The following is a 21,626-nucleotide window of genomic DNA, read 5'->3' on the forward strand; positions in this document are numbered from 1 at the left end:
GCCGGGGCCACCGCGCTGCTGCCGCCGGTGATCTTCTACTCCGAGTTCGTCATGTCGGACACCGTGCTGCCGGTGCTGATCCTGGCCTGGCTGCTGTGCCTGCACGGCTGGCTGAGCGAGGGCCCGGTCAAGCACCGCTCCTGGTACGCGGCCGGCACCGGCGCGGCCGCCGCGTACACGATGGCCACGCACGACCGCGGCGGCGTGGTGGTGGCGCTCACCGGAGTGGTCCTCGTCGGCGTCCTGGTGCTGCGCTGGGCCCCGTGGCGCACCACGCTGGTCGGCCTCGGCTCCCTGGGCGTCGGCGTGGTGGGGGTCAAGGCGCTGTCCTGGTGGCTCGACCGCCAGTTCACCGTCGAGCCGAGCGACGTCGGCGGCTACCTCTGGAAGGGCCTCACCGACCCCGACAAGACCGGGATGACGCTGACCCGGGTGGCCGGGCAGATCTGGTACTTCATCGTCTCCACCTGGGGCATCGGCGGCCTGGCGGTCGTGGTCTGCCTGTTCGCGCTCTTCAGCGGCCGCTTCCCGCGGCCGGACCGGATCGTCGGCGGGGTGCTGGCGGCCCTGCTGGTCGGCACCGCGCTCGCCTCCGCCGCCGCCCTGCCGGACGACGGGCGGGTCGACGACTGGGTCTACGCCCGCTACCTCTCGTTCCTGGTCCCGGCGGCCTTCGTCGTCGGCGCCGCCGTGCTCTCCCGGCTCGGCCGCCGCCGGCTCGCCGTCACGGCGGCCGTCGCGGTCGGCCTCACGGTGCTTCTCGGCAAGCTGGTCGTCTGGTCCGCGGGCTCGGCGCTGACCACCAAGCTGTTCATCGGCTGGGCCCTGCCGGACGTCACCTTCCTGGCCACCGACTGGATGCGGCTGAACGTCATGCGCTCGTCCGTCGCCGCCTTCGTCGTCCTGGGCGCGGTGGTCCTGTTCCTGGCCGCGGGCGGGCGCCGGGTGCTCTGGGCGATCGGACTCTCCCTCGCGCTGTTCGCCGGCTTCGCCACCGCCACCATCACCGAACAGGTCAGCTACCCGCACGCGAACTACCGCAAGCCGCTGGCGACCGGCTTCACCAAGGCCTCCGGGATCAAGCCCACGGACAACGTGGTCCTGGCCTGGGACCTCGACGGGGGTCTGCGCAACGCCCAGGCCTTCGAGGTCTACCTGGGCCGGGTCTGGTACCGCGACCCGCGCTGGCAGCCCGTCCCCGCGGAGGCGACCGTCCTGGTCACCCCGGCGGCCCCGGAGGGCAAGGCCACCGACGGGTACTGGCCGGAGCACCCCGCCGAGTGGTACGTCGCGAAGGAGAACCGGGCGCAGGGCTGGGCACTCTGGCGCAAGTCCTGACCGCGGGCGCCCGTCGACTGGCGCCCATGCCCGTCGCCCGCCGGGCCGACCGCGTGACCGGGTCGGCCGGGCGGGCCGGCGGGGCCCGCCGAGCGGACGCCCCGTGTGGCCCCGGTCACCTGTGCCGCACCTCACAGGTGTTCCCGCAGGCGGCCCTCATGCCCGCTCTGACCTGCTGGTTCGCCCGTGGGCAGGCCGTCGCCCCAGGTGCCTGCACGGGGTGGGCCCGGGCTCCGCGGCTTGCGAAGGACGCGTCCGTTCGCACAAGCTCCACCCTCGACGGGCTCTCCTCCGCTCCTGCCGCGGACGGGGCCCGCGGCTCTCCAGGGGGGCAGGAAAGGTACTGCCACAGCATGAGAACCCTGCGAAACAACGCCCGACACCGCCGGGACGCGCCGACGGCGTGGAAGCGGCTGACCGTCGCCGGACTCGCGGCCGCGGCCGTGACCGCCGGCACCGCGACCTGGGCGGTGCAGTCCGAGGCGGCCACCAGCCCGGTCACCGTCGACTCGCTCGGCATCACGCCGACCTCGCCCGCGCCGGACTCGGCCGTGACCGCCACCGCCAAGGTGCACGCCAACAAGCGGCTCAAGCTGCAGAGCCTGACCATCGCGGTTCGCTCGGCGAGCGGCGCCAACTACGACTTCCCCGGGGCCGTCGCCACCACGCTGGGCACCCGGCAGACCACCGTCACGCCGAAGAGCCGGACCTTCCCCAGCGGCTCGTACACCTATTTCGTCGCCTACCAGGCCTCGGACGGCTGGCACAACCTGACGCCGGTCCACAGCTTCACGTCGAGCGGCGGCACCGTGACGCCGACGCCCACCCCGACGCCGACCCCGACCCCGGCGCCGACCCCCACCGGCTCCACCGGCGGTCCGCTGGGCATTGCGGGCAGCTGGCGCCCGGTGTTCGCGGACGAGTTCAACGGCAGCACCGTCGACAGCGCCAAGTGGACGCCCAACTGGTTCGGCTGCCAGACCTGCACCACGCAGCCGGTCAACCCCGACATCGAGCTGGCGGCCTACGCCCCGTCGCAGTCCACCGTCAGCGGCGGCTCGCTGCATCTGAACATCGCCCAGCAGCCGACCGTGGTGAACGGCAAGACCTACCCGTACCGCTCCGGCATGCTCTCCTCCAACGGCAAGGCGGAGTTCACCTACGGTGCCTTCGAGGCACGGATCTACCTGCCCGCCGACGGCTCGCAGATCGCCAACTGGCCGGCGTTCTGGACGGACGGTCACAACTGGCCGGCCGACGGCGAGATGGACGTCATGGAGGGCCTGGGCGGCCAGGCCTGCTACCACTACCACTCGCCGTCCGGCGGTCCCGGCGGCTGCGCCACGGGCAACTACAGCGGCTGGCACACCTACGGCGCCGAGTGGAAGCCGGGTTCGGTGACCTACTTCTACGACGGCAAGCAGGTCGGACAGATCACCACCGGCATCAGCTCGTCGCCGCAGTACCTGATCCTGAACAACGCCGTCTGGTCCGGCGGCGGTCCGTCGGCGACCCCGGCCGACATGCAGGTCGACTACGTGCGGGTCTGGCAGCACTGACCTGCCGTCCAGCGGCACAGTACGGCGGTGGCCCGACCTCCCGGGGTCGGGCCACCGCCGTTCCCGGAGCGTCCGCGTCGTCGGATCCCCGTTCGGCCTCCGGGGCCCGAACGGCCGTCGGTCGGCCGGGCCGGACCAGGTGCGCGTCCGTGGCCGGCCGAGGCGGGGAACCGGAATCCGGCTCCCCGCGGGTGCGACCGAGGCCCCGCGCTCCGGGGGAAGCGCGGGACCTCGGTGGATCAGGAGCCCGGACCGGGCGACCCGGCCGGGCCGGGGGCGGTCGCCGTCCGAGCGGTGCGGCAGGGGTGTGAGACCGCGGCACGGCCGGGTTTCCCGTCGAGCCGTGCGCAGGCTGGGCCGGCCGCTACGGGACTTCGGGCGCGGGAGCCCTCGGTCGCGTCGGGGGACGCGGGACGATGGAGGCGGCGGCCAGGCAGCCGGCGGCGAGGAGCCAGGCGCCGAGGACGTCCAGGGGCCAGTGCACCCCGAGGTAGATGCGGCTGAGGCCGATCGAGCCCGCGAACAGGACCGCGGTCACGACGGCGGCCCGGGCCGCCCGGGGGTGGGCGCGGGCGACGGCGAGGGCGAGCAGGCCCGCGCAGAGCGCGGAGGTGAAGGCGTGTCCGGACGGGAAGGCGAATCCGGAGGCGGTGAACGCCCAGTCGGTCCGCGGCGGCCGGGGGCGGCCGAAGGCGTGCATCAGGCCCTGGCGCAGCAACTGGCCCGCGGCCAGGCAGAGCACGGGGGCGAGCACGGTCCCGGCGGTCGCACGGCGGGACCGGGGGACGGGGGAGGCGCGCAGGGTGACGAGGGCCGCGGCCAGCACCAGGAGGTAGGGCGCGACGCCCGTGCCGAGCGAGGTGACGGCGAGGGCCACCGTCTCGGCGACGGGCGGGCGGTGCGCGACGCTCCAGTCGACGCCGGTCAGTTCGAACGGGAAGGGTGCCCAGTCGTGCGCGGCGAGTACGGCCGCCAGCACGGCGAACGCCGCCCAGCTCCCGGCGAGGACGGCGAGCCGTCGGCGGCCGGTCACGCGGTGAGCCACCGGCGCGCGCCGCCCGACCGGGCCCGGTCCACCACGCCCCCGCCCCGCCCGGCCAGGAGGCCGAGCCCGTATCCGGCGCAGACGCCCACCAGCGCGCCCAACGCGACATCGTGCGGGTAGTGGACGCCGACCAGCACCCGGGAGGCGCCCATCGCGGCGGCCAGGAGCAGCGCTAGCGCGCCGATGCGGCGGCTGACCTGCCACAGTACGGCGGCGCCGGCGAACACGATGACGGTGTGGTTGCTCGGCAGCGACCAGTCCCCGGTGCCGGGGCACGCCTCCAGCGTGGTGCCGGCGTCGAGGACCTGGCACGGCCGTGGCTCGTGCAGCAGGGTCTTGAGGACGGTGTCGGCGGCGAACACGGCGGTGACCACCAGCGGCGCGCCGAGAGCCCGGGCCATGGCGGCGCCGTCGTCGGCGCGGGCGCGCCACCAGGCCCAGAGCAGCAGGACGGCCAGAAGTCCCAGCCCGTAGGCGGAGAACGCGGTGATCACCTCCCGGGCGGGAGCGGGAAGGTGCTGGGCCCAGTGGTCGGCGCGCAGGTACAGGCCGGCGTCGATCGGGCGGCCGTCGAGGGCGAGCGCGGTGGCGGCGGCCGTCATCGGGCTTCCCGGCGGCGGCGCGAGCGGAGGACTTCGAGCACGAGGGGCAGCAGGGAGACCGCGATGACGACGCCGACGATCGGCAGGAGGTAGTGGTCGACATCGGGCACCGACGAGCCGAGCGCGTAGCCCGCCAGGACGAGACCGAGGGTCCAGACGAGGCCACCCACGCTCTGCCAGATCGTGAAGGTGCGGAGGTCGACCCCGAGGGCTCCGGCCAACGGGTTGAGCACGGTGCGGACCACGGGGACGAACCGGGCGAGGACCACGGCCTGCCGGCCCCGGCCGCCGCCCGGCTCCTGCGGCGACCGCGTCCCGCCTCTGGGCTCGCTCACTGCGCCCACCCCGATCCTGTGACAAGGCCCGGGACCTGCGCCCGGACGGTACGGCCAGCATGACCGGGCGTTGCTGAAGGACAGCTGAAGACCTGAAGGCACCTTCAGCCGCCCGGTCCGCGGACCTGCCACCCTGGGGGCATGCGAGTACTGGTGGTGGAGGACGAGCGCCGACTGGCCCTGGCGCTGCAGCACGGGCTGACCGCCGAGGGGTTCACCGTCGACATCACCCACGACGGCCTCTCGGGCCTGGCCAAGGCCATGGACCAGGCCTACGACGTGATCGTGCTCGACATCATGCTGCCCGGTCTCAACGGGTACCGGGTGTGCGCGCGGCTGCGGGCCGCCGGCAGCGACGCCGGCATCCTGATGCTGACCGCCAAGGACGGCGAGTGGGACGAGGCCGAAGCCCTGGACACCGGAGCCGACGACTACCTGTCCAAGCCGTTCTCCTTCGTCGTCCTCGTCGCCCGCCTCAAGGCCCTCGCCCGCCGGATCGGCAGCCGCGCACCCCGGCGCACCGTCCTGGGCGACCTCGTGGTCGACTCCGCCGCCCGTACCTGCACCCGGGCCGGCACCGCCATCGCGCTCACACCCCGCGAGTTCGCCGTCCTGGACCACCTCGCCCGCCGGGCCGGCGAGGCCGTCTCCAAGCGCGAGATCCTCGACGCCGTCTGGGACAGTGCCCTCGACAGCGACCCCAACACCGTCGAGGTGCACGTCAGCGCGCTGCGCCGCAAGATCGACACCCCCTTCGGCAGGGCCTCGGTGCAGACGGTCCGCGGTACCGGCTACCGCCTGGCGGCCGACGGTGGCTGACCCGACCGCCGGCCCCGCACCCCGCCGGCCCGCCGCCTACCGCCGGGCCCGCACCGCCCTCGGCAGGCTCCTCGGCCACCCCCGCACGGTGGCCCTCCTGGACCGCCTGGCCCCGCGCTCGGTCCGCACCCGGACCACCGCCGCCGCCTGCCTCAGCGTCGCCGTCGTCCTCGCCGTCGCCTCGGCCGCCGTCATCCTCCTGCTGCGCGTCAACCTGGAACGCACCGTGGAGACCGGCGCCCGCGAACAGGCCCAGGCCGTCGCCCGGCTCGCCACCGACGGGCACCTCGGCAACCCCTTGCCGCTCGACCACGGCACCGACTTCATCCAGGTCGTCGACGCGAACGGCACGGTGGTCGCCGCCAGCCAGAACCTGGCGGGCCACCCGGCCCTCACCCCCGCCGGCCACCGGGAGGGCCACGACACCTTCAACCTCGGCGCCCTGGGCGACGAGCACCACCAGCGCGTCACCACGGTCACCGCCGCCACCCCCACCGGGCCCGCCACCGTCCATGTCGGGGCCTCCCTGCGCACCGCGGACGCCGCCGAGGACCTCACCACGGGCGCCCTCGCCGCCCTGAGCACCGTCCTGCTTCTCACCGTCGGCGCCCTCACCTGGCGGGCGACCGGCCGCGCCCTGCGGCCGGTCGAGGCGATCCGCGCCGAGGTGGCCGCCATCGGCGACCGCGACCTCGACCGGCGCGTTCCCGACCCACGCAGTGACGACGAGATCGCCCGCCTCGCCGGCACCATGAACGCCATGCTCGAACGCCTGGAGGCGGCCGGCACCCGACAGCGCCGCTTCATCGCCGACGCTTCCCACGAGCTCCGCAGCCCTCTCGCCGTGCTGCGGACCCAGCTGGAGGTGGCGCTCACCCACCCCGACGCCGAGGTGCGCGCCGACCTGGTGGCCGGCGCGCTCCAGGACACCGAACGGCTCCAGTCGCTCGCCACCGACCTCCTGCTCCTGGCCCGTCTCGACGCCGGCGGCCACCACCACCCCGACGAGCCGGTCCGCCTCACCGAACTCGTCCGCACCACCGCGCGGGCCTACGGACCCGAGCCCCACCCGGTCGTCCTCGACGCCCCGGACGAGATCACCGTCACGGGCAACGCCCTGTGGCTCGGGCGCCTGCTGACCAACCTCCTCGACAACGCCCGGCGCCACGCCCGACACCGCGTCACCGTGCGCCTGTTCGAGGACAGCGCCACCGGGTACGCCGTTCTGGACGTGAGCAACGACGGCCCCCGGATCGACCCCGCCGACCGGGAGCGGATCTTCGAGCGGTTCACCCGCCTCGACGACGCCCGCAGCCGCGACGACGGCGGCTCCGGCCTCGGCCTGTCCATCGCACGTGACATCGCCACCGTCCACGGCGGCACCCTCACCGTCCTCGACACACCGGACACCACCACGTTCCGCACCCGGCTGCCCGGCGCGAGCCCGGAGCCCGGGGCACGACGGCCTGCGTAGCCGCCCCGAAGGCCGGCCGGCGGCAGACCCCTCCGGCTGGCGACGCGACCGGACGATCTCCGGCCGGCGCGGGCGATGAGCCTCGGTGCCGCGCGCGAGGCGCGTGGTCGCCCCAGTGGTCGGAACCGCCGGGAGTCCTGCCGACTGCCGACCTGGGTGGATGATCGTGCCTCTGAACTGGGAGGAAACATCGGGCACGGGACATCCGGGGGGCGCACGGCCCCGCCGAGGTTTGCGACGCCGGGCTCGGGTGACATGTAGGGCATGGGCAGCTATGTGATCACCATTCCCGGAACAGTCCAGCGGCCGGTCGACGACTCCGCTCGCCGTACCCTGCTGGCCGTCGTGCGCGGCGCCGATCCCGAGGAGGTCGGTACGGAGGAGGTCCCCGACCTCGATGTGCTGACCCTGGACGAGCCGGAGGGGACGTTCGTGCTGCGCCTGGAGGTCGAGGCGGCCGACCGCACGGCCGCCGGTGAGGCGGCCCTGGACCTCGCCAGGCGGGCCTTCGCGGCGGCCGGGTACGAGGCGGACGCGGTGGGCATGGGCGCCCCGGCGGTCACCGGCATCGACGTCGGCTGATCCGCCCCCGGGGCCCGGCTTCCGCCCCGCCGCCGTCCACGCCCGTGGACGGCGGCGGGGCGGTCGGTGTTCGGTTCCGCAGCGGTGAACACGGACGTCCGAAACGCGGCGGCCCCGTCGGCCGCCGCCATCGCCCGGCGCCTTCGCCCGCCCGGGAGTCACCGATCGGGTGGTTTCGCCGGTGCGGGGTCGAACGTGGGGTGAAGGTTTCGGTCGGCCGGTTTCCGCCGCCGCGGGGGCCGGTATGGAGGCTGTCACCGCTGCCACGACCCAGGGAGAGACCAGCTGATGAGTGATTCGGAGCGCTACGTACGCGCGTGGGAGGGGTTCTGGGCGGAGAACACGGGTGAGCCGGGCGAGCCGTTCTGGGACGCGGATCCGGCGCTGACGGCGGCCCCGCACACCGCCCTGTTCGCGAGCCACGCCGACCGCACGCTGCCCATCGTCGACCTCGGGTGCGGCAACGGCACCCAGACCCGCTATCTGGCCGGCCGGTTCCCCCGGGCGGTGGGCGTCGACCTGTCCGCCTCGGCCGTGGCACACGCCCGTCGGGCGGACCGCGACGGGGTGGCCGAGTTCGAGCAGCTCGACCTCACCGACCTGGCGGGGGTACGGCGCCTCGGTGACCGGCTCGGCGACGCCAACGTCTACCTGCGGGCGGTGCTCCACCAGAGCGAACCGGCGGACCGGCCACCGGTCGCGGCCGCCGTCGCCCTGCTGCTCGGCCGGCGCGGCCGGGGCTTCGTGGTCGAGCCGACCGCCGCCGCGAAGACGGTGCTCCAGCAGGTCGCCGAACGGCCGGGTGGGCCGCCGGAGAAGCTCCGCCAGGTCCGCAAGCACGACCTGCGCCCGGCCGAGGTCACGCCGGGGGAGATGCCCGGGCTGCTGCGCGGCGCCGGGTTGGAGATCCTCGACGAGGGCGGGACGGACCTCGCGATGAGCGAACACCACCCGGACGGCTCCCGGGTCGCGCTGCCGGCCCACTGGTACGTGGTCGCGGCGGCCGGGGGCGGTCCGGCGGGCGGCTGAGGTCGGGGCGACGTCCCGGGGAGAAGGCGGCCGGGACGATCCGCCGCACCTTGGAGGCTAGCGGCGCTAGACATTCGAGCGGCGACACCTCTAGCATTGCCCCATGACCTAGCGGCGCTAGAAGGCGCGGGGTCCGAACTTGGGGAGGGAACATGCAGAACGCACTGGCCGTCGTCACGGTCGTGGTCGTCGGCCTGCTGGTGGGTGTGGAGTTCGCGGTGGCGGTCTTCGTCAACCCGATCGTCGACGGGCTGCCGCACAACGGCGGACTCGCCGCCCGCAGCGAGGGGGCCCGGCTGCTCGGGCGGGTGATGCCGTTCTGGTACATCGGGTCGGTGGTGCTCGGCGTGGCGTGGTCCGCCGTGACCTGGGGGGACGCCGGGGCGGGGCTGGTCGCCACGGCCGCCGGGCTGCTCGTCCTCAGCGTGGTGATGTCGGTCGCCCTGCTCGTGCCGATCAACTCCCGGGCGGCGCACTGGACGCCGGAGAGCGCCCCGGCGGACTGGCGGGAGCAGCTCGGCCGCTGGGACCGCCTCCACTACCTGCGGGTGGCCGTCATCGTGACCGCGTTCCTCCTCCTGGTCATCGCCCTTGTCTGAGGGCCCGGCACCTCTCCAGCAGCGTCCGGCGGGCCTGGTCCCGGCGGGCGTTCTGCGCGTCCGGACCGGGCCGATGACCGCTGGACCGGGTCGCGGTCCGCGTTCGGGAGGGGGCGAGGTCGACGGCGAGGAAATCCGCGCCGGACGGTGGCGGGTGCGGTATTCCGAATTCGGGTGACCGCCGGGCGACGAGCGGTGATTCGTCCGACCCGTGCCCGCCGCCGCATTCCGGTTTCCCGTCCTCGGGCAGGCGCATCAGACGGGTCGTCAGTGGGCGGCGAAGACCCAGGTCAGGGCGGATTGTCAGTGCCTCACCGTAGTGTGGAACCAACGTTGGAGGGGGCGCCGGAAGGCGTCGCGAGCGCGTTGGGACAAGGGGTAGAAGAATGTCTGCGAACAGGATCAAGCACAAGGTCAACCACGTTTCCCTGGTGGTCGACAATTCCGGCTCGATGCGCCAGCACGCGGCGCAGCTTGTTCGCGTGGTGGACGAATTCGTGAAGGGCCTTCAGGAGGAGTCCGACCGGCTGGGTCACGAGACCCGCATCAGCCTCTACGCGTTCGACCACGAGGTGGAGAACCTGGTGTGGGACATGGACGTCAAGCACCTGCCGTCGCTGCGCGGTCTCTACAAGGTCAACGGCGGTGCGACGGCGCTGATCGAGGCGGCCGTGAAGTCCGTCGACGACCTGAAGAACATCTGGGAGGGGTACGGGGAGCACTCCTTCCTCCAGGTCGTCGTCACCGACGGTGAGGAGAACGCCTCCGGGTTCTCGCAGAACGGCCGGATGCACACCCAGATGAACGGCGGCCGGGGCAGCACGGTGCTGAGCACGTGGCTGAGCCGCATCCAGAAGGCCATGGACGACCTCCCCGACCACTGGACGTCGGCGATCCTGGTCCCGAACTCGCTGGCCAAGCGCACCGCTCAGGAGTACGGCTTCCCCGCGGGCAACATCGCGATCTGGGACGCGGACTCCAGCAAGGGCGTCGAGGAGGCGATCGGCACCGTCAAGTCGGCCGCCACGAGCTTCCTGCGGGGCCGCGAGCAGGGTGTGCGCGGCACCAGGAACCTGTTCGCGATGGGCCAGGACTTGAGCACCGCCGACGTGACGGCCAATCTCGACGCCCTGGACGCCGGCAAGTACATCCTGGTCCCGGTCGACGAGGCGATGCCGATCCGCGACTTCGTCACCGGCGCCGGGCACCCCTACAAGACCGGCTGCGCCTACTACGAGTTGTCCAAGCGGGAGAAGATCCAGGGCTCGAAGCAGCTCGCGGTGGCCGAGAAGGACCCGGCCACCGGCCGGATGACGGGCAGGGTGTTCTCCGGTCCGGCGGCCCGTCGGCTCCTGGGCCTGCCGTCGGCGGAGGCCACGGTGAAGCCGGGTGACAACCCGTCGTACACCGTGTTCGTCCAGTCGACGTCGGTGAACCGCAAGTTGGTGACGGGCACCAAGCTGCTCGTCATGCTGTGACGGGCACCCGCGGTCCGGCCGCCCCCCTCCGCCACGGTCAGCGCGACGGCGAGGGCGGCAGCGGCTCGACGGGGAGGACGCGGTCCGCTCGCCCGGCCGCACGGGCCCCGCGGCTCGGGTAGACGCACAAGGTGTCGCCGTCCCGGCCCAGTTCGGGATCGGTCCACGCCTCGGTGGCCCGGGGCACGAGGATCCGCGTGACGGCCCGCTCGGCGTCGTGGACGACCAGCGACAGGACGGTGCAGCAGAGGTGTCCCATCGTGTGGCTCTGCTCGGGGTGGTCCTGCGGGCCCTCGGCCTGGACCACGTAGTACCGTCCGTCCACCCAGTAGCCCGAGCTGTCCAGCGTGATCCCGTCCGCCACCCGGACGCCGTCCACCCAGACGTCCGTCCTGGAGTGGTCCGACGGGTCCTGGAGGTGCACGGCGCGGTGCCGGTCGTCGGCGGTGAACTCGACGTCGATCCCGTACGCGCTCCAGCAGTCCTTGAATCCGCTGCAGGCGCCCGGAACCGGACCCGTGCGGTGCCGGGGTGCGGCGGTCGGGTCGTCGTCGGCCCGGTCCTGGCCGCACGTCCCCGGATCGCGGCACGGCCGGTCGATGCGGCGGGTGCACCCGATCCCCAGGGCCGCCACGTCCCGCGGTGAGGCGCGGGACAGCAGCTCGGCCAGCCGCTGGAGGTAGCGCTGCGGCCCGACGAGGGCGAGCAGGTCGCCCCCCTCGTCCCGCCACCACACCAGCAGGTCGACCCCGACGGGGGAGCGGCGCAGCCAGTCCTGCCACTGCTCGGCCCAGGGCCCCCAACGATGGCTCCACTGATGTGCCGCCACCGCCGCGGGACGCTCCTCGGGGAGCGGGACGGCCTCGGCCGTCGCCACGGGCTCGGGGCCGGTGCCGGCCCTCGTGCGCCGTCGCCACCTCACCAAGGCACCCCCGTTCTGCCTCGACCACGGTCCGGCGGCCCCCGGACCCATGGCGAACCGGCCGGCGGACCCGACGATCGTAGAGGGTGCTCCCGGGCAGGCGCGCGCGGATTCCTCCGCGCGCGCCTGCCGTCCTCAGACCATGGCGGTCGCACCGTCGCACCGTGGCCGCTCCCACGAGCGGCAGGCGGCGACCCGGAGCCGGCCCCTCGGCTCCGGTGTCGACCGGACGGGTGGTCTTCGCCAGGGGTCGGCACCGGCGTCGGGCGGAGCCGGACCGGCATCGCCTTACATGGGCATGCGCCCCAGCCGATGGGGCGCGCCGCCGTCCGTCTCGGACGGACCGGCTCCGACGACGAACCGGGAACCCCCATGACCGACCCGGACCCAGCAGCCGGCGGCCGCACCGGCGGCCGGCCCCTCCTGCGCCGCCTCGCCGCCGCCGTCCTGGGAGCCGTCGTGCTGGCCGCGGCGGGCACGCCCGGCTACGCGGCCGGACGGCCCGCCCTCGCACCGGGCACGCAGTTCACCCCCTTGACCGCGGCGGTGATGACCGAGCCCGCGCCGTTCGACGCCTCGGACGGGAAGGTCCACCTCTCCTACGAACTGCTCACCACCAACGCGCTGTCCACCAGCCTCGCGGTGCGGCTGGACCGTGTGGACGTCCAGGACGCCGCCACCAAGCGCGTCGTCGGCTCGCTGAGCGGGTCGGTGCTGGGCGCGGCGGCCAATCCCGTCGGTGACCCGCTGCCGGGCGCGGTCGGCGACCGCCCGCGCGACCCGGCGGCCGACGGCGGCCGCGGTGCCGCGCCGCCGCCCGAGCCACCGGCGGAGACGGTGATCCCGGGCTCGCAGCAGTGGGTGCTCTGGATCGACCTGGCGCTCGCCCCGGGCGAGCCGGTCCCCGAGGTGGTGGAGCACCACCTGGTGGGGGCCGTCCTGTCCGCGTCGGGCTCCTCGCCCTTCGAGGAGACGGTGCAGCCCACCCGGACCGCCCGTACGGCGCCGCCGGACCTGCTGCCGCCGGTCCGCCCGGGCAGCTGGTACGCCAGCGAGTCGTGCTGTGACAACACCCACCACCGGCGCGGACTCGCCCCGATCAACGGCGCGTTCTACGTTCCGCAGCGCTTCGCGATCGACTGGTACCGGGTCGGCGGCGACGGGCAGACCTGGGAGGGCGATCCGGGGCAGCTCACCAGCTATCTGACCTATCGTCAGCCGGTCCTCGCCGCTGCCGGCGGCCGGGTGGTGGAGGTCCAGGACGGCGTCCCGGACAACCCGCCGCCGTACCCGCCCGCGGTACCGCCGATCGAGGACACCGTTGGCAACCACATCACCCTGGAGGTCGCCCCCGGCCGGTACCTGCTCTACGCACACCTCCAGCCGGGATCGCTCCGGGTCCGGGCGGGCGACTGCGTCGAACCCGGGCAGGTCCTCGGGCTGATCGGCAACAGCGGCAACTCCACCACCCCGCACCTGCACTTCCAGGTGATGACCACGGCGGAGTTCTTCCCGACCGACAGCCCGCCCTTCACCTTCCGGGAGTTCCGGGTGCTCGGCCATGTCGCGCCCCGGATCTGGGACGACAACCTGGGGCTGCAGCCGACCGGCGTGCTGCCGATCGACCCTTCGCCCTACGACGGCCCGCACCGCTCCGCGTACCCGCTCGACCGCCAGGTGATCGACTTCTGACCGCCGGCCCGTGGCCCGCCACCCCGTACCCCGGGTGGCGGGCCACGGCGGCGTCCGGAGCGCCGCGGCGAAGGCGTGGGGCGACGTCCGCGGGCCGGTGCCCGGTAGGCCTCGCGGGGGTACGGACGGGACCGTCCGCCGGGCGAACGAGACCGGCTCCGTGCGGACGTCCAGGGCAGGTCATGCCGCTGCGGCGGGCGGCCCGCTCCCGGGCACCCGGGCCCCGGTACCCGGGACCGGCCGGGGCCGGGGGCGCCGGCGGCCCGGAGCGGACCTCGCCAGCGACGTGGCCGCCGTCCCCACCGGCGGCGACGGCCGACCGACCGAGGAACAGTCCCGCGACACCCTCTTCCTGATGATCGGCGACGGCTACGAGACCGCCGTCAACCTGATCACCAGCGCCGTCCAGGCCCTGCTCACCCACCGCCGGTTCCTCGCCCCGGTCCACGAGGGAACCCTCGGATGGGAGGACGTCATCGTGGAGACGCTGCGTCACGAGGGCCCGGTGATGCACCTTCCGCTGCGGTACGCGCTGGAGGACATCGACCTCGGCGAGGGCGTCGTCGTCCGACGGGGTGAGCCGATCCTGCTGGCCTTCGGCGCGGCCGGCCGCGACCCGGAGGTCCACCCGGACCGGCCGGACGACTTCGACCCGACCCGCCCGGCCAAGGACCACCTGGCCTTCGGCCACGGCCCGCACTCCTGCCTCGGCGCCCCGCTGGCACGCCTGGAGGCCGAAATGGCCCTGTCCGGGTTCTTCGGCTCCTACCCGGACGCCGTCCTGGCTCCGGAGGGCCCGCCGCCCGTGCGGCTGCGGTCCGCCGTGGTCAACGGCACGGGCGAGCTGTGGATCGTGCCGGCCCCGGGACCCGCGTGACGGGCGGTTCCGGCAGTCGCCTGCCGGAACCGGACCGGGGCGGCGGTACCGCGGCCCCCGTCCCCGGTCGCCGTCGTCGGCCGGTCGCGGTCATCGTTCAGCCGCGGGCGCGGGCGCGGGCCGGCGGCCGTCGGTCAGTCGCAGTCGACGCAGAGGGGGCGGCCGTTCTTCATGCGCGAGAGACGGCTGCGGTGGTGCACCAGGAAGCAGTTCACGCAGGTGAACTCGTCGGACAGCATCGGCTGCACGGTGACGGTGAGTTCCTCGCCCGAGAGGTCCGCGCCGGGCAGCTGGACACCGTCCGTCGATTCGAGCTGGTCGACGGCGTCGATGGCGCCGGAGGAGGTGTCGGTGCGGCGGGTCTTCAGCTCCTCGATGCTGTCGTGCGACCCGTCGTCGTCGGTCTTGCGGGGGGCGTCGTAGTCGGTTGCCACAGATGGTCCCTTGTCGTCGTGGTTGAAGTTTACGCCGTGTGCGACGTGCCTGGTGGCGGCCGCGGTGGTCCGCTGGGCAGGGCTGGCGGCCCGGCCCTCGGGTGGTCGGAGGCCTGGTGGGGGCGGCGGTGCGTGCGGCCGGTCGGGGCGGTCGGGGGCGGGGCGGGGATGGCAGGCGTCCACTCGCGTCCGACGCGGGTGTTGATCATGCCATGAAGTCCGCCGGGATCCGCCGTCCGCACCCCCGACCGCGATCGCGTGCCACCAGGACGGTGACGAAGCTGCGGGTCGTCCCGGTACTGTACGGCGGCCGCGCCCCCGACCACGACCGCCGGGCCCGCGCCGCCCCGGCCGGCGCACCCCGGCGGCCCGGCCGGACGGCCCGGCCGGTTCACGCGGTACGGCCGGCTGGCGTCGGCGCGGAGGGCGCGGACGGCGCACGGTGCGCCGGGCGCGCCGTCCCAACGACCCGTTCGCGCTCCGTGCGCTCTACCGACGTCCGCGGGCCGCCGCGATGATGAGCGGACCGCACGTGATCCGGGCGACTCCGCCCACCTGCCCCCGGGCAGGCGGACCTGCGGCGGAAGGGGCCCACCGTGTTGCTTCTCATCTCCCCGGACAGCGTCGAGGAGGCCCTCGACTGCGCGAAGGCCGCGGAGCACCTCGACATCGTCGACGTCAAGAAGCCCGACGAGGGCTCGCTCGGCGCGAACTTCCCGTGGGTGATCCGGGAGATCCGCGACGCCGTCCCGGCGGACAAGCCGGTCTCCGCCACCGTCGGCGACGTCCCGTACAAGCCGGGGACGGTCGCGCAGGCGGCGCTCGGAGCGGCGGTCTCCGGAGCCACGTACGTCAAGGTCGGCCTCTACGGGTGCACGACCCCGGACCAGGCCGTCGAGGTCATGCGCGGGGTGGTCCGGGCGGTGAAGGACTACCGGCCGGACGCCTTCGTCGTCGCCTCGGGCTACGCGGACGCCCACCGGATCGGTTGCGTCAACCCGCTCGCCCTGCCCGACATCGCCCTCCGCTCCGGCTCCGACGCGGCCATGCTCGACACCGCGATCAAGGACGGGAGCCGGCTGTTCGACCACGTCCCGCCGGACGCGTGCGCGGAGTTCGTCCGCCTCGCCCACGAGGCCGGGCTGCTCGCGGCCCTCGCGGGCAGCGTCCGACTCGGCGACCTCGGCGAGCTGACCAGGATCGGGACCGACATCGTCGGGGTGCGCGGGGCGGTCTGCGAGGGCGGCGACCGCACGGTGGGCAGGATCCGGCCGCACCTGGTGGCCGCCTTCCGGGCCGAGATGGACCGGCACGCCCGCGAGCACGCGGCCGCCGTCGCGCAGAGCTGACTGCCGGCATGCTGCCGACACCCGTGCCCCGGCGCTCGCCGGGCCCACGCGGCGCGCACTTCGCCGTCCTCGACCCGGCGACGGGCGAGGCCTTCGACGAGGCTCCCGACCAGCGGCCCGAGGAACTCGACACCGTCGTCGGCCGGGCCCACCAGGCCTGGCGCGGCTGGCGGGCCGACCCGGCCGCCCGCACCCGCGCGCTGCTCGCGGCGGCCGACGCGGTGGAGGCGGCCGGCGCCGAGCTGGCCCCGCTGCTCACCCGTGAACAGGGCAAACCCCTCGCCGAGTCGTCCGCCGAGGTCGCCCGTACGGCGGCCCGACTGCGCTACTTCGCCGGGCTCGCCCCCGTGCCCCGGCCGATCGACGACGGCCGGCCGGTCCGCAGCGAGGTCCGCTGGCGGTCGCTCGGGCCGGTGGCGGCGATCGTGCCGTGGAACTTCCCCCTCCAGCTCGCGGCGGCGAAGTTCGCGCCCGCGCTCACGGCGGGCAACACGGTGGTCCTCAAGCCCTCCCCGTTCACTCCCCTCGCCACCCGGCTGCTGGGGTCCGTCCTCGCCGGCGCGCTCCCCGAGGGCGTCCTGACGATCGTCACCGGGCTCGAACCGCTCGGTGCCCGGCTCGTCTCCCACCCGGGGATCCGGCACGTGAGCTTCACCGGGTCGATCCCGACCGGCCGGGCCGTCGCGGCGGGCGCGGCGCCCTCGCTGGCCCGGGTCACCCTGGAGCTGGGCGGCAACGACGCCGCGATCCTGCTGGAGGACGTGGACGTCGAGCGGATCGCGGACCGGCTGTTCTGGGCGGCGTTCCGCAACTGCGGGCAGGTGTGCATGGCGGTCAAGCGCGTCTACGCCCCGGCCCGGCTCCGCGACCAGGTGGTCGAGGCCCTCGCGCAGCGCGCCAGGGCCGCCGTCGTCGGCCCCGGGCTCGACCCGGGCACCCAGCTGGGGCCGCTCAACAACGCCCCCCAACTGGCCCGCGTCGAGCACTACACAGCCCGGGCCCTGGCGGACGGCGCCCGGGCCGCCGCCGGCGGCCACCGGCTGGACCGGCCGGGCCACTTCTTCGCCCCGACGGTCCTCGCCGATGTCCCGCCGGACAGCCCGGTGGTGACGCAGGAGCAGTTCGGACCGGTCCTGCCGGTGCTGGCCTACCGGAGCGTCGACGAGGCCGTCGCGGCGGCCAACGACACCGGCTTCGGTCTGGGCGGTTCGGTCTGGGGGACGGACCTCGACCGCGCCGAGGCGGTGGCCGACCGGCTGGAGTGCGGGACGGCCTGGATCAACCACCACGCCGAGCTCTCCCTCGCCCAGCCCTTCGCGGGCATCAAGGAGAGCGGGGTCGGCGTCGCGGGCGGGCCGTGGGGGCTCTACGGGAACCTCAGGCCGTTCGTCGTGCACCGGCCGGAGGAAGGGTGAGGTTCCGCGCGGCGGTCCTGCGCTCCCACCAGGGGCCGTTCACGGTCGAGGAGGTGGCCCTGGGGGCGGGGCCGGCCGACGGCGAGGTCCTGGTGAGGATCGCGGGCTGCGGGATGTGCCGGACGGACCTCGCCGTCCGGCGTTCGGCGGGCCGCTCACCGCTGCCGGCCGTCCTCGGCCACGAGGGGGCGGGAGTCGTGGTGGAGACGGCCGGCCCGGACACCGGCCTGCACGTCGGGGACCACGTCGTGCTGAGCTTCGACTCCTGCGGCCACTGCCGCAACTGCCGGGGCGCGGCCCCCGCCTACTGCGACTCCTTCGCCGCGCTCAACCTCTTCGGCGGGCGCACGGAGCACGCCGCGCGGTTCACCGACGCGGCCGGGGGAGGACTGGCTCCCCGGTGGTTCGGCCAGTCCTCGTTCGCCGAGTACGCGGTGGTCCTGGCCCGCAACGCCGTCCGGGTCGACCCCGCGCTGCCGGTCGAACTGCTCGGACCGCTCGGCTGCGGCTTCCTCACCGGCGCCGGAGCGGTCCTGAACAGCTTCGCGGCCGGTCCGGGCGACACCGTCGCGGTCTTCGGTGCCGGAGCGGTGGGCCTGGCCGCGGTGATGGCGGCCACCGCCGCCGGCGCCGTCACCGTGGCCGTCGACCGGTACACCGAACGGCTCGCCCTCGCCGAACGGTTCGGCGCCGTCCCGCTGCGCGCCACCTCGGCCGACCTGCCCGGCCGCATCCGGCGCCTGACCGACGGCGGCGCCCGGTACGCGCTGGACACCACCGGCTCCGTCCGGCTGATCAACGACGCGCTCCTGGCGCTGCGCCCGACCGGACACCTCGCACTGGTGGCCCGGCTGAGCGGCGCGCTGGCGATCGAACCGGGGGCACTGGACCGGGGCCGGCGGATCTCCCACCTCTGCGAAGGGGACGCGGTGCCGGGGCTGCTGGTGCCGAGGCTGACCGCACTGTGGCAGGCCGGGCGGTTCCCCTTCGACCAGCTGATCCGGACGTATCCGCTCGCCGCGGTCAACGAGGCCGAGCGCGACTGTGACGAGGGGCGCGTGGTCAAGCCCGTGCTGATCCCGGCCGGGTGAGCCGCCGAGCGGGTGCCTCCGCACCGGCTCGCCGGCTCCGCGCGGGATGCGCGCCGCCGCGGGGGAGAGGTGCCGCCGCGCGGAGTACGTACCGCTTCGCGCCCCCGCGCGGGATACGTTCGTTGGCGTATCTTCCGCCGGGATCCCCCGGGACCGTTGACCGCCGTGCCTCCCGACGATTGGCTCGTCGGGAGCCCGCTGCCGGGAGGGAGCCCGGCCGGGCGATCACCAGGGGAAGGGACAGATCCATGGCACGCACCACCCGCACCACCCGTAACCGGCGGCTGGCCGGCGGCGGCAGCGTCCTCGCGGCGGCGGCCGTACTCGCCGTGACCGCCGTGACCGCCGTGCCCGCTCAGGCCCGTCCGGCGGCGCGCGGCACCGTCCAGGTCAGCGTCGGGGTGAACGGCGCCGGGCCGGACGACCAGTCCTGGAACCGGCAGATCAGTGCCGACGGCCGCTACGCGCTCTTCACCTCGTGGGCGACCAACCTGGTCTCCCAGCCCGCGAAGAGCGGACGCGACGCCTACGTCCGCGACCTGGCGACCGGCCGCACCGAGCGGGTCAACCTGTCCGACGACGACAACGCGCTGGACGGCTTCACCGACTACGCCGCGATCAACGCCGACGGCCGCTACGTCGCCTTCGAGAGCGACGCGGTGAACGTGGTCCCCGGCCTGCCGGTCCCGGGACGCACCGAGGTGTACGTCCGGGACCGCCGCACCGGCCGCACCGAACTGGTCAGCGGCGGACCGGTCAGCACCGACACCGACCGGTTCCACGCCTCGTACGCGCCCTCCGTCAGCGCGAACGGCCGCTACGTGGCGTTCGTCTCCAGCCGGACCGACCTCGTCCCGGCCCCCCAGGGCGACGGCGCCTCGCTGGCCAGGCCCTACACCTGGGACTACAACATCTACGTCACCGACCGCTGGACGGGGAAGACCCGCCTGGTGACCCGCGGCGTGGACGGCAAGCCGGGCGACAGCATGTCCCTCAACCCGACGATCAGCGCGGACGGCCGCACCGTCGGCTTCACCTCGCTGGCCGGCAACCTGCTGCCCGCCGACCAGAGCCCCGCCGACCGAACCCCCGCGCCCGCGGCCGGCGCCGCCGGTCCCGCCGCCGACGTGGAACTCGCCCCGGGCAGCGGCGCGGACCTCCCCCGCGGCGCCCGGCCCGGTCTGGCCCGGCCGACGACCGGCGTCTACTACACGTACGACGTGGCGTCCGGCCGGATCTCCGCCGCCAGCCTCGCCCCCGACGGCACGCTCGGCTACGCGAGCTTCGACGCGACGATCAGCCCCGACGGGCGGCGCGCGATCTACGCCCTGCCCGAGCCCGGCGGGTCGACCAACGGCCACCGGTACCACACCGTGCTGTACGTCCGGGACCTCGGGAAGGGCACCGTCACGAAGATCAGCGGGGGCCTTCCCGGCACCGCCTCGGTCGGCTCCTCCGACCACGGCCGGATCACCGCCGACAACCGCTGGGTGTACTACTCCTCCGCCGCCGACAACCTGGTGGCGGGCCCGCAGCACGCGGGCTGGGACGTCTACCGCCACGACCTGCGCACCGGCCGCACCGAGCGGGTCTCCACCGCGCCGGACGGCTCGCTCGGCAACGGATCGTCGGTCGACCCGGCCGTGGACGCCCACGGCGACACGGTGGTGTTCGGCTCGACCAGCGGCAATCTGCTGACCGGCCCCGGCGGCCCGGAACACACCGACTACCAGGTCTACGCCCGCACCACCGGGCACCACGGCGACGGCGACGACCAGGGCCAGGGACAGGGGCAGGGCCGGGAGGACTGACCGGCGCCACCGCTCGGACCTCGGAGCGCGGACGGCGGTGGGCCGTGCGGTGGGGGCGGGCCAGCCCGCCCCCACCGGAAGGGCGGGTTGGGTTGCCGAGAGGTGGCGCCCTGTCGACTGCGTTGTACCCGACCGAATGTCACGGTTCCGTCGCCGTCCTGTCCTCATGATTGTGACGCTGTGCATGCCACCATTCGCGGTCGGCCGGTCGTCCTGTGGTGTGTCCGAACACAGTTCAGTACGCGCCACCATCGGGGAGCCACCATGTTCGTCCGCCGCCGCCGTCCGCTGCTCGTCTCCGTCGTGCTCGTCGCCGGGGCGGGTCTCGCGTTGACCGCCTGCGGGCCCGACAACACCGACGCGGCCGGCGGCTCGACGGCGCCCGCGACCACTGCGGTGGCCGTGACGCCCTCCGCGACGGGCGCGCCGGCCACCGGTGCCCCCTCGGCGCCCGGTGCCACCGGTGCGCCCAAGACGAGCGCGCCGGCCACCGGAGCGGCGTCGCACACGCCGTCCGGGGTGAGCCCGTCGAGCGGCACCCGGCCCGACGGCGGGAGTGCCGGCGCCGCCGCCCGCCCGTGCGCCATCGACAGCCTGGCGATCCACGCGACGGCCCGGGCCGGGGCCCCGACCCAGTGGGTGATCGAGGTACGCAACAGCGGTACGGCCGCCTGCAGCCTGAGCTCCACGCCGGGGGTCGACCTGGGCAACTCCACCGCCGCCGACCGGAGCAAGAACATCAAGCCGGTGCTCGCGAGCGGCACGGCGCGGTTCGCCGTCCCGGCGGGCCAGAGCGCCTACGCGGTGATCGACCTCGACCCGAGCGGTGCCACCACGGGTACCGTCCCCGGCATCAACGAGCTCAACGTGCTGGTCGACGACGACGACACCAACATGCCGCTCGCCAACACCCGGAACTTCCCGCTCGGCAACGGTGCACGGGTCCTGAACCCGCAGATGGGCATCTATCGGTCCAGCGTGGCGGAGGCGGTCACCTCGATGGCCGCCGCCCCCAACTAGCCGACCCGCCCGGCTCGGCCCGGCTGCCCGGCTCGGCCCGGCTCGGGGGAGGGCGGGCGGGCACGGCCGGGCGCCGTCGGGAAGCAACACGTCCGGGTTGGAGTCGTAGTCCAGGTCACCATAGACCGGTGCGGGGCCGGCGGGGTTGTGCGGCC

Annotated in this window: 19 protein-coding genes and 1 pseudogene; 15 read left to right on the forward strand and 5 right to left on the reverse strand. The window is 74.7% G+C overall.

Going from position 1 to position 21,626, the window contains the following annotated elements:
• Both ABZ495_RS34785 and ABZ495_RS34790 read left to right on the forward strand, forming a co-directional pair.
• On the forward strand, nt 1-1,338 hold a 1,338-nt coding region (locus tag ABZ495_RS34785), incomplete at its 5' end, for a hypothetical protein (protein ID WP_359839899.1).
• Nucleotides 1,339-1,691: 353 nt separating this feature from the next.
• The gene (locus ABZ495_RS34790) at nt 1,692-2,897 is read left to right on the forward strand and encodes a glycoside hydrolase family 16 protein (RefSeq protein ID WP_359839901.1); all 1,206 of its coding nucleotides are present in this window, start codon (nt 1,692-1,694) and stop codon (nt 2,895-2,897) included.
• Nucleotides 2,898-3,261: 364 nt separating this feature from the next.
• Here the strand turns inward: ABZ495_RS34790 and ABZ495_RS34795 are convergent, their stop codons facing one another.
• From ABZ495_RS34795 to ABZ495_RS34805, 3 genes and pseudogenes are all read right to left on the reverse strand, one after another.
• Complete coding sequence (locus ABZ495_RS34795) at nt 3,262-3,930, reverse strand: phosphatase PAP2 family protein (RefSeq protein ID WP_359839903.1); 669 nt, start codon at nt 3,928-3,930, stop codon at nt 3,262-3,264.
• Nucleotides 3,927-4,544, reverse strand: a complete 618-nt coding sequence (locus ABZ495_RS34800) for a phosphatase PAP2 family protein (RefSeq protein ID WP_359809732.1) — start codon at nt 4,542-4,544, stop codon at nt 3,927-3,929. Before ABZ495_RS34800 ends, ABZ495_RS34795 begins: the two co-directional genes overlap by 4 nt.
• Nucleotides 4,541-4,819 (reverse strand): annotated as a pseudogene (locus ABZ495_RS34805) (VTT domain-containing protein); the annotation flags it as partial. The pseudogene ABZ495_RS34805 and the gene ABZ495_RS34800, both read right to left, overlap by 4 nt.
• A gap of 201 nt (nt 4,820-5,020) precedes the next feature.
• On the opposite strand from ABZ495_RS34805, the gene ABZ495_RS34810 reads away from it, so the two are divergent.
• The 6 genes from ABZ495_RS34810 to ABZ495_RS34835 all read left to right on the forward strand — a co-directional run bounded on the left by ABZ495_RS34810 (nt 5,021) and on the right by ABZ495_RS34835 (nt 10,860).
• Nucleotides 5,021-5,698, forward strand: coding sequence for a response regulator transcription factor (locus ABZ495_RS34810; RefSeq protein ID WP_329491643.1), 678 nt, complete (start codon nt 5,021-5,023; stop codon nt 5,696-5,698).
• Nucleotides 5,691-7,172: an ATP-binding protein gene (locus ABZ495_RS34815; RefSeq protein ID WP_359809725.1), complete on the forward strand. Its 1,482-nt coding sequence runs from the start codon at nt 5,691-5,693 to the stop codon at nt 7,170-7,172. Before ABZ495_RS34810 ends, ABZ495_RS34815 begins: the two co-directional genes overlap by 8 nt.
• 264 nt (nt 7,173-7,436) lie before the next feature.
• Complete coding sequence (locus tag ABZ495_RS34820) at nt 7,437-7,754, forward strand: hypothetical protein (RefSeq protein WP_359839905.1); 318 nt, start codon at nt 7,437-7,439, stop codon at nt 7,752-7,754.
• 288 nt (nt 7,755-8,042) lie between these two features.
• Nucleotides 8,043-8,783, forward strand: a complete 741-nt coding sequence (locus tag ABZ495_RS34825; protein WP_359809721.1) for a class I SAM-dependent methyltransferase — start codon at nt 8,043-8,045, stop codon at nt 8,781-8,783.
• A gap of 152 nt (nt 8,784-8,935) precedes the next feature.
• On the forward strand, nt 8,936-9,382 hold the full coding sequence (locus ABZ495_RS34830; RefSeq protein ID WP_359839906.1) for a DUF1772 domain-containing protein: 447 nt from the start codon (nt 8,936-8,938) through the stop codon (nt 9,380-9,382).
• A 386-nt stretch (nt 9,383-9,768) separates the two neighbouring features.
• The gene (locus ABZ495_RS34835; protein ID WP_329491648.1) at nt 9,769-10,860 is read left to right on the forward strand and encodes a vWA domain-containing protein; all 1,092 of its coding nucleotides are present in this window, start codon (nt 9,769-9,771) and stop codon (nt 10,858-10,860) included.
• Nucleotides 10,861-10,897: 37 nt separating this feature from the next.
• On the opposite strand, the gene ABZ495_RS34840 is transcribed toward ABZ495_RS34835, so the two are convergent.
• Nucleotides 10,898-11,689 (reverse strand): hypothetical protein, encoded by a 792-nt coding sequence (locus ABZ495_RS34840; protein WP_359809718.1) that lies wholly within the window; start codon nt 11,687-11,689, stop codon nt 10,898-10,900.
• Nucleotides 11,690-12,154: 465 nt separating this feature from the next.
• Here ABZ495_RS34840 and ABZ495_RS34845 point away from each other — a divergent pair, with 465 nt between their 5' ends.
• Both ABZ495_RS34845 and ABZ495_RS34850 read left to right on the forward strand, forming a co-directional pair.
• Complete coding sequence (locus tag ABZ495_RS34845; RefSeq protein ID WP_359809553.1) at nt 12,155-13,474, forward strand: M23 family metallopeptidase; 1,320 nt, start codon at nt 12,155-12,157, stop codon at nt 13,472-13,474.
• A gap of 286 nt (nt 13,475-13,760) precedes the next feature.
• Nucleotides 13,761-14,351, forward strand: coding sequence for a cytochrome P450 (locus ABZ495_RS34850; protein ID WP_359839908.1), 591 nt, complete (start codon nt 13,761-13,763; stop codon nt 14,349-14,351).
• Between the two features lie 134 nt (nt 14,352-14,485).
• Here the strand turns inward: ABZ495_RS34850 and ABZ495_RS34855 are convergent, their stop codons facing one another.
• Complete coding sequence (locus ABZ495_RS34855) at nt 14,486-14,785, reverse strand: DUF4193 domain-containing protein (protein ID WP_329491654.1); 300 nt, start codon at nt 14,783-14,785, stop codon at nt 14,486-14,488.
• Nucleotides 14,786-15,381: 596 nt separating this feature from the next.
• Between ABZ495_RS34855 and ABZ495_RS34860 the strand changes: the two genes are divergently transcribed.
• From ABZ495_RS34860 to ABZ495_RS34880, 5 genes are all read left to right on the forward strand, one after another.
• Nucleotides 15,382-16,134, forward strand: coding sequence for a (5-formylfuran-3-yl)methyl phosphate synthase (locus tag ABZ495_RS34860; protein ID WP_359839910.1), 753 nt, complete (start codon nt 15,382-15,384; stop codon nt 16,132-16,134).
• 11 nt (nt 16,135-16,145) lie between these two features.
• The gene (locus ABZ495_RS34865; RefSeq protein WP_359839914.1) at nt 16,146-17,549 is read left to right on the forward strand and encodes an aldehyde dehydrogenase family protein; all 1,404 of its coding nucleotides are present in this window, start codon (nt 16,146-16,148) and stop codon (nt 17,547-17,549) included.
• Nucleotides 17,546-18,640: an NAD(P)-dependent alcohol dehydrogenase gene (locus tag ABZ495_RS34870; protein ID WP_359839911.1), complete on the forward strand. Its 1,095-nt coding sequence runs from the start codon at nt 17,546-17,548 to the stop codon at nt 18,638-18,640. The genes ABZ495_RS34865 and ABZ495_RS34870 overlap by 4 nt, the downstream gene beginning before the upstream one ends.
• Before the next feature lie 248 nt (nt 18,641-18,888).
• On the forward strand, nt 18,889-20,451 hold the full coding sequence (locus tag ABZ495_RS34875; protein WP_359839913.1) for a hypothetical protein: 1,563 nt from the start codon (nt 18,889-18,891) through the stop codon (nt 20,449-20,451).
• Nucleotides 20,452-20,715: 264 nt separating this feature from the next.
• Complete coding sequence (locus ABZ495_RS34880) at nt 20,716-21,471, forward strand: DUF4232 domain-containing protein (protein WP_359809546.1); 756 nt, start codon at nt 20,716-20,718, stop codon at nt 21,469-21,471.
• Nucleotides 21,472-21,626 lie beyond the last annotated feature (155 nt).

The organism is Kitasatospora sp. NPDC005748, from assembly GCF_040630735.1.
In the GTDB taxonomy this organism is placed as follows: domain Bacteria; phylum Actinomycetota; class Actinomycetes; order Streptomycetales; family Streptomycetaceae; genus Kitasatospora.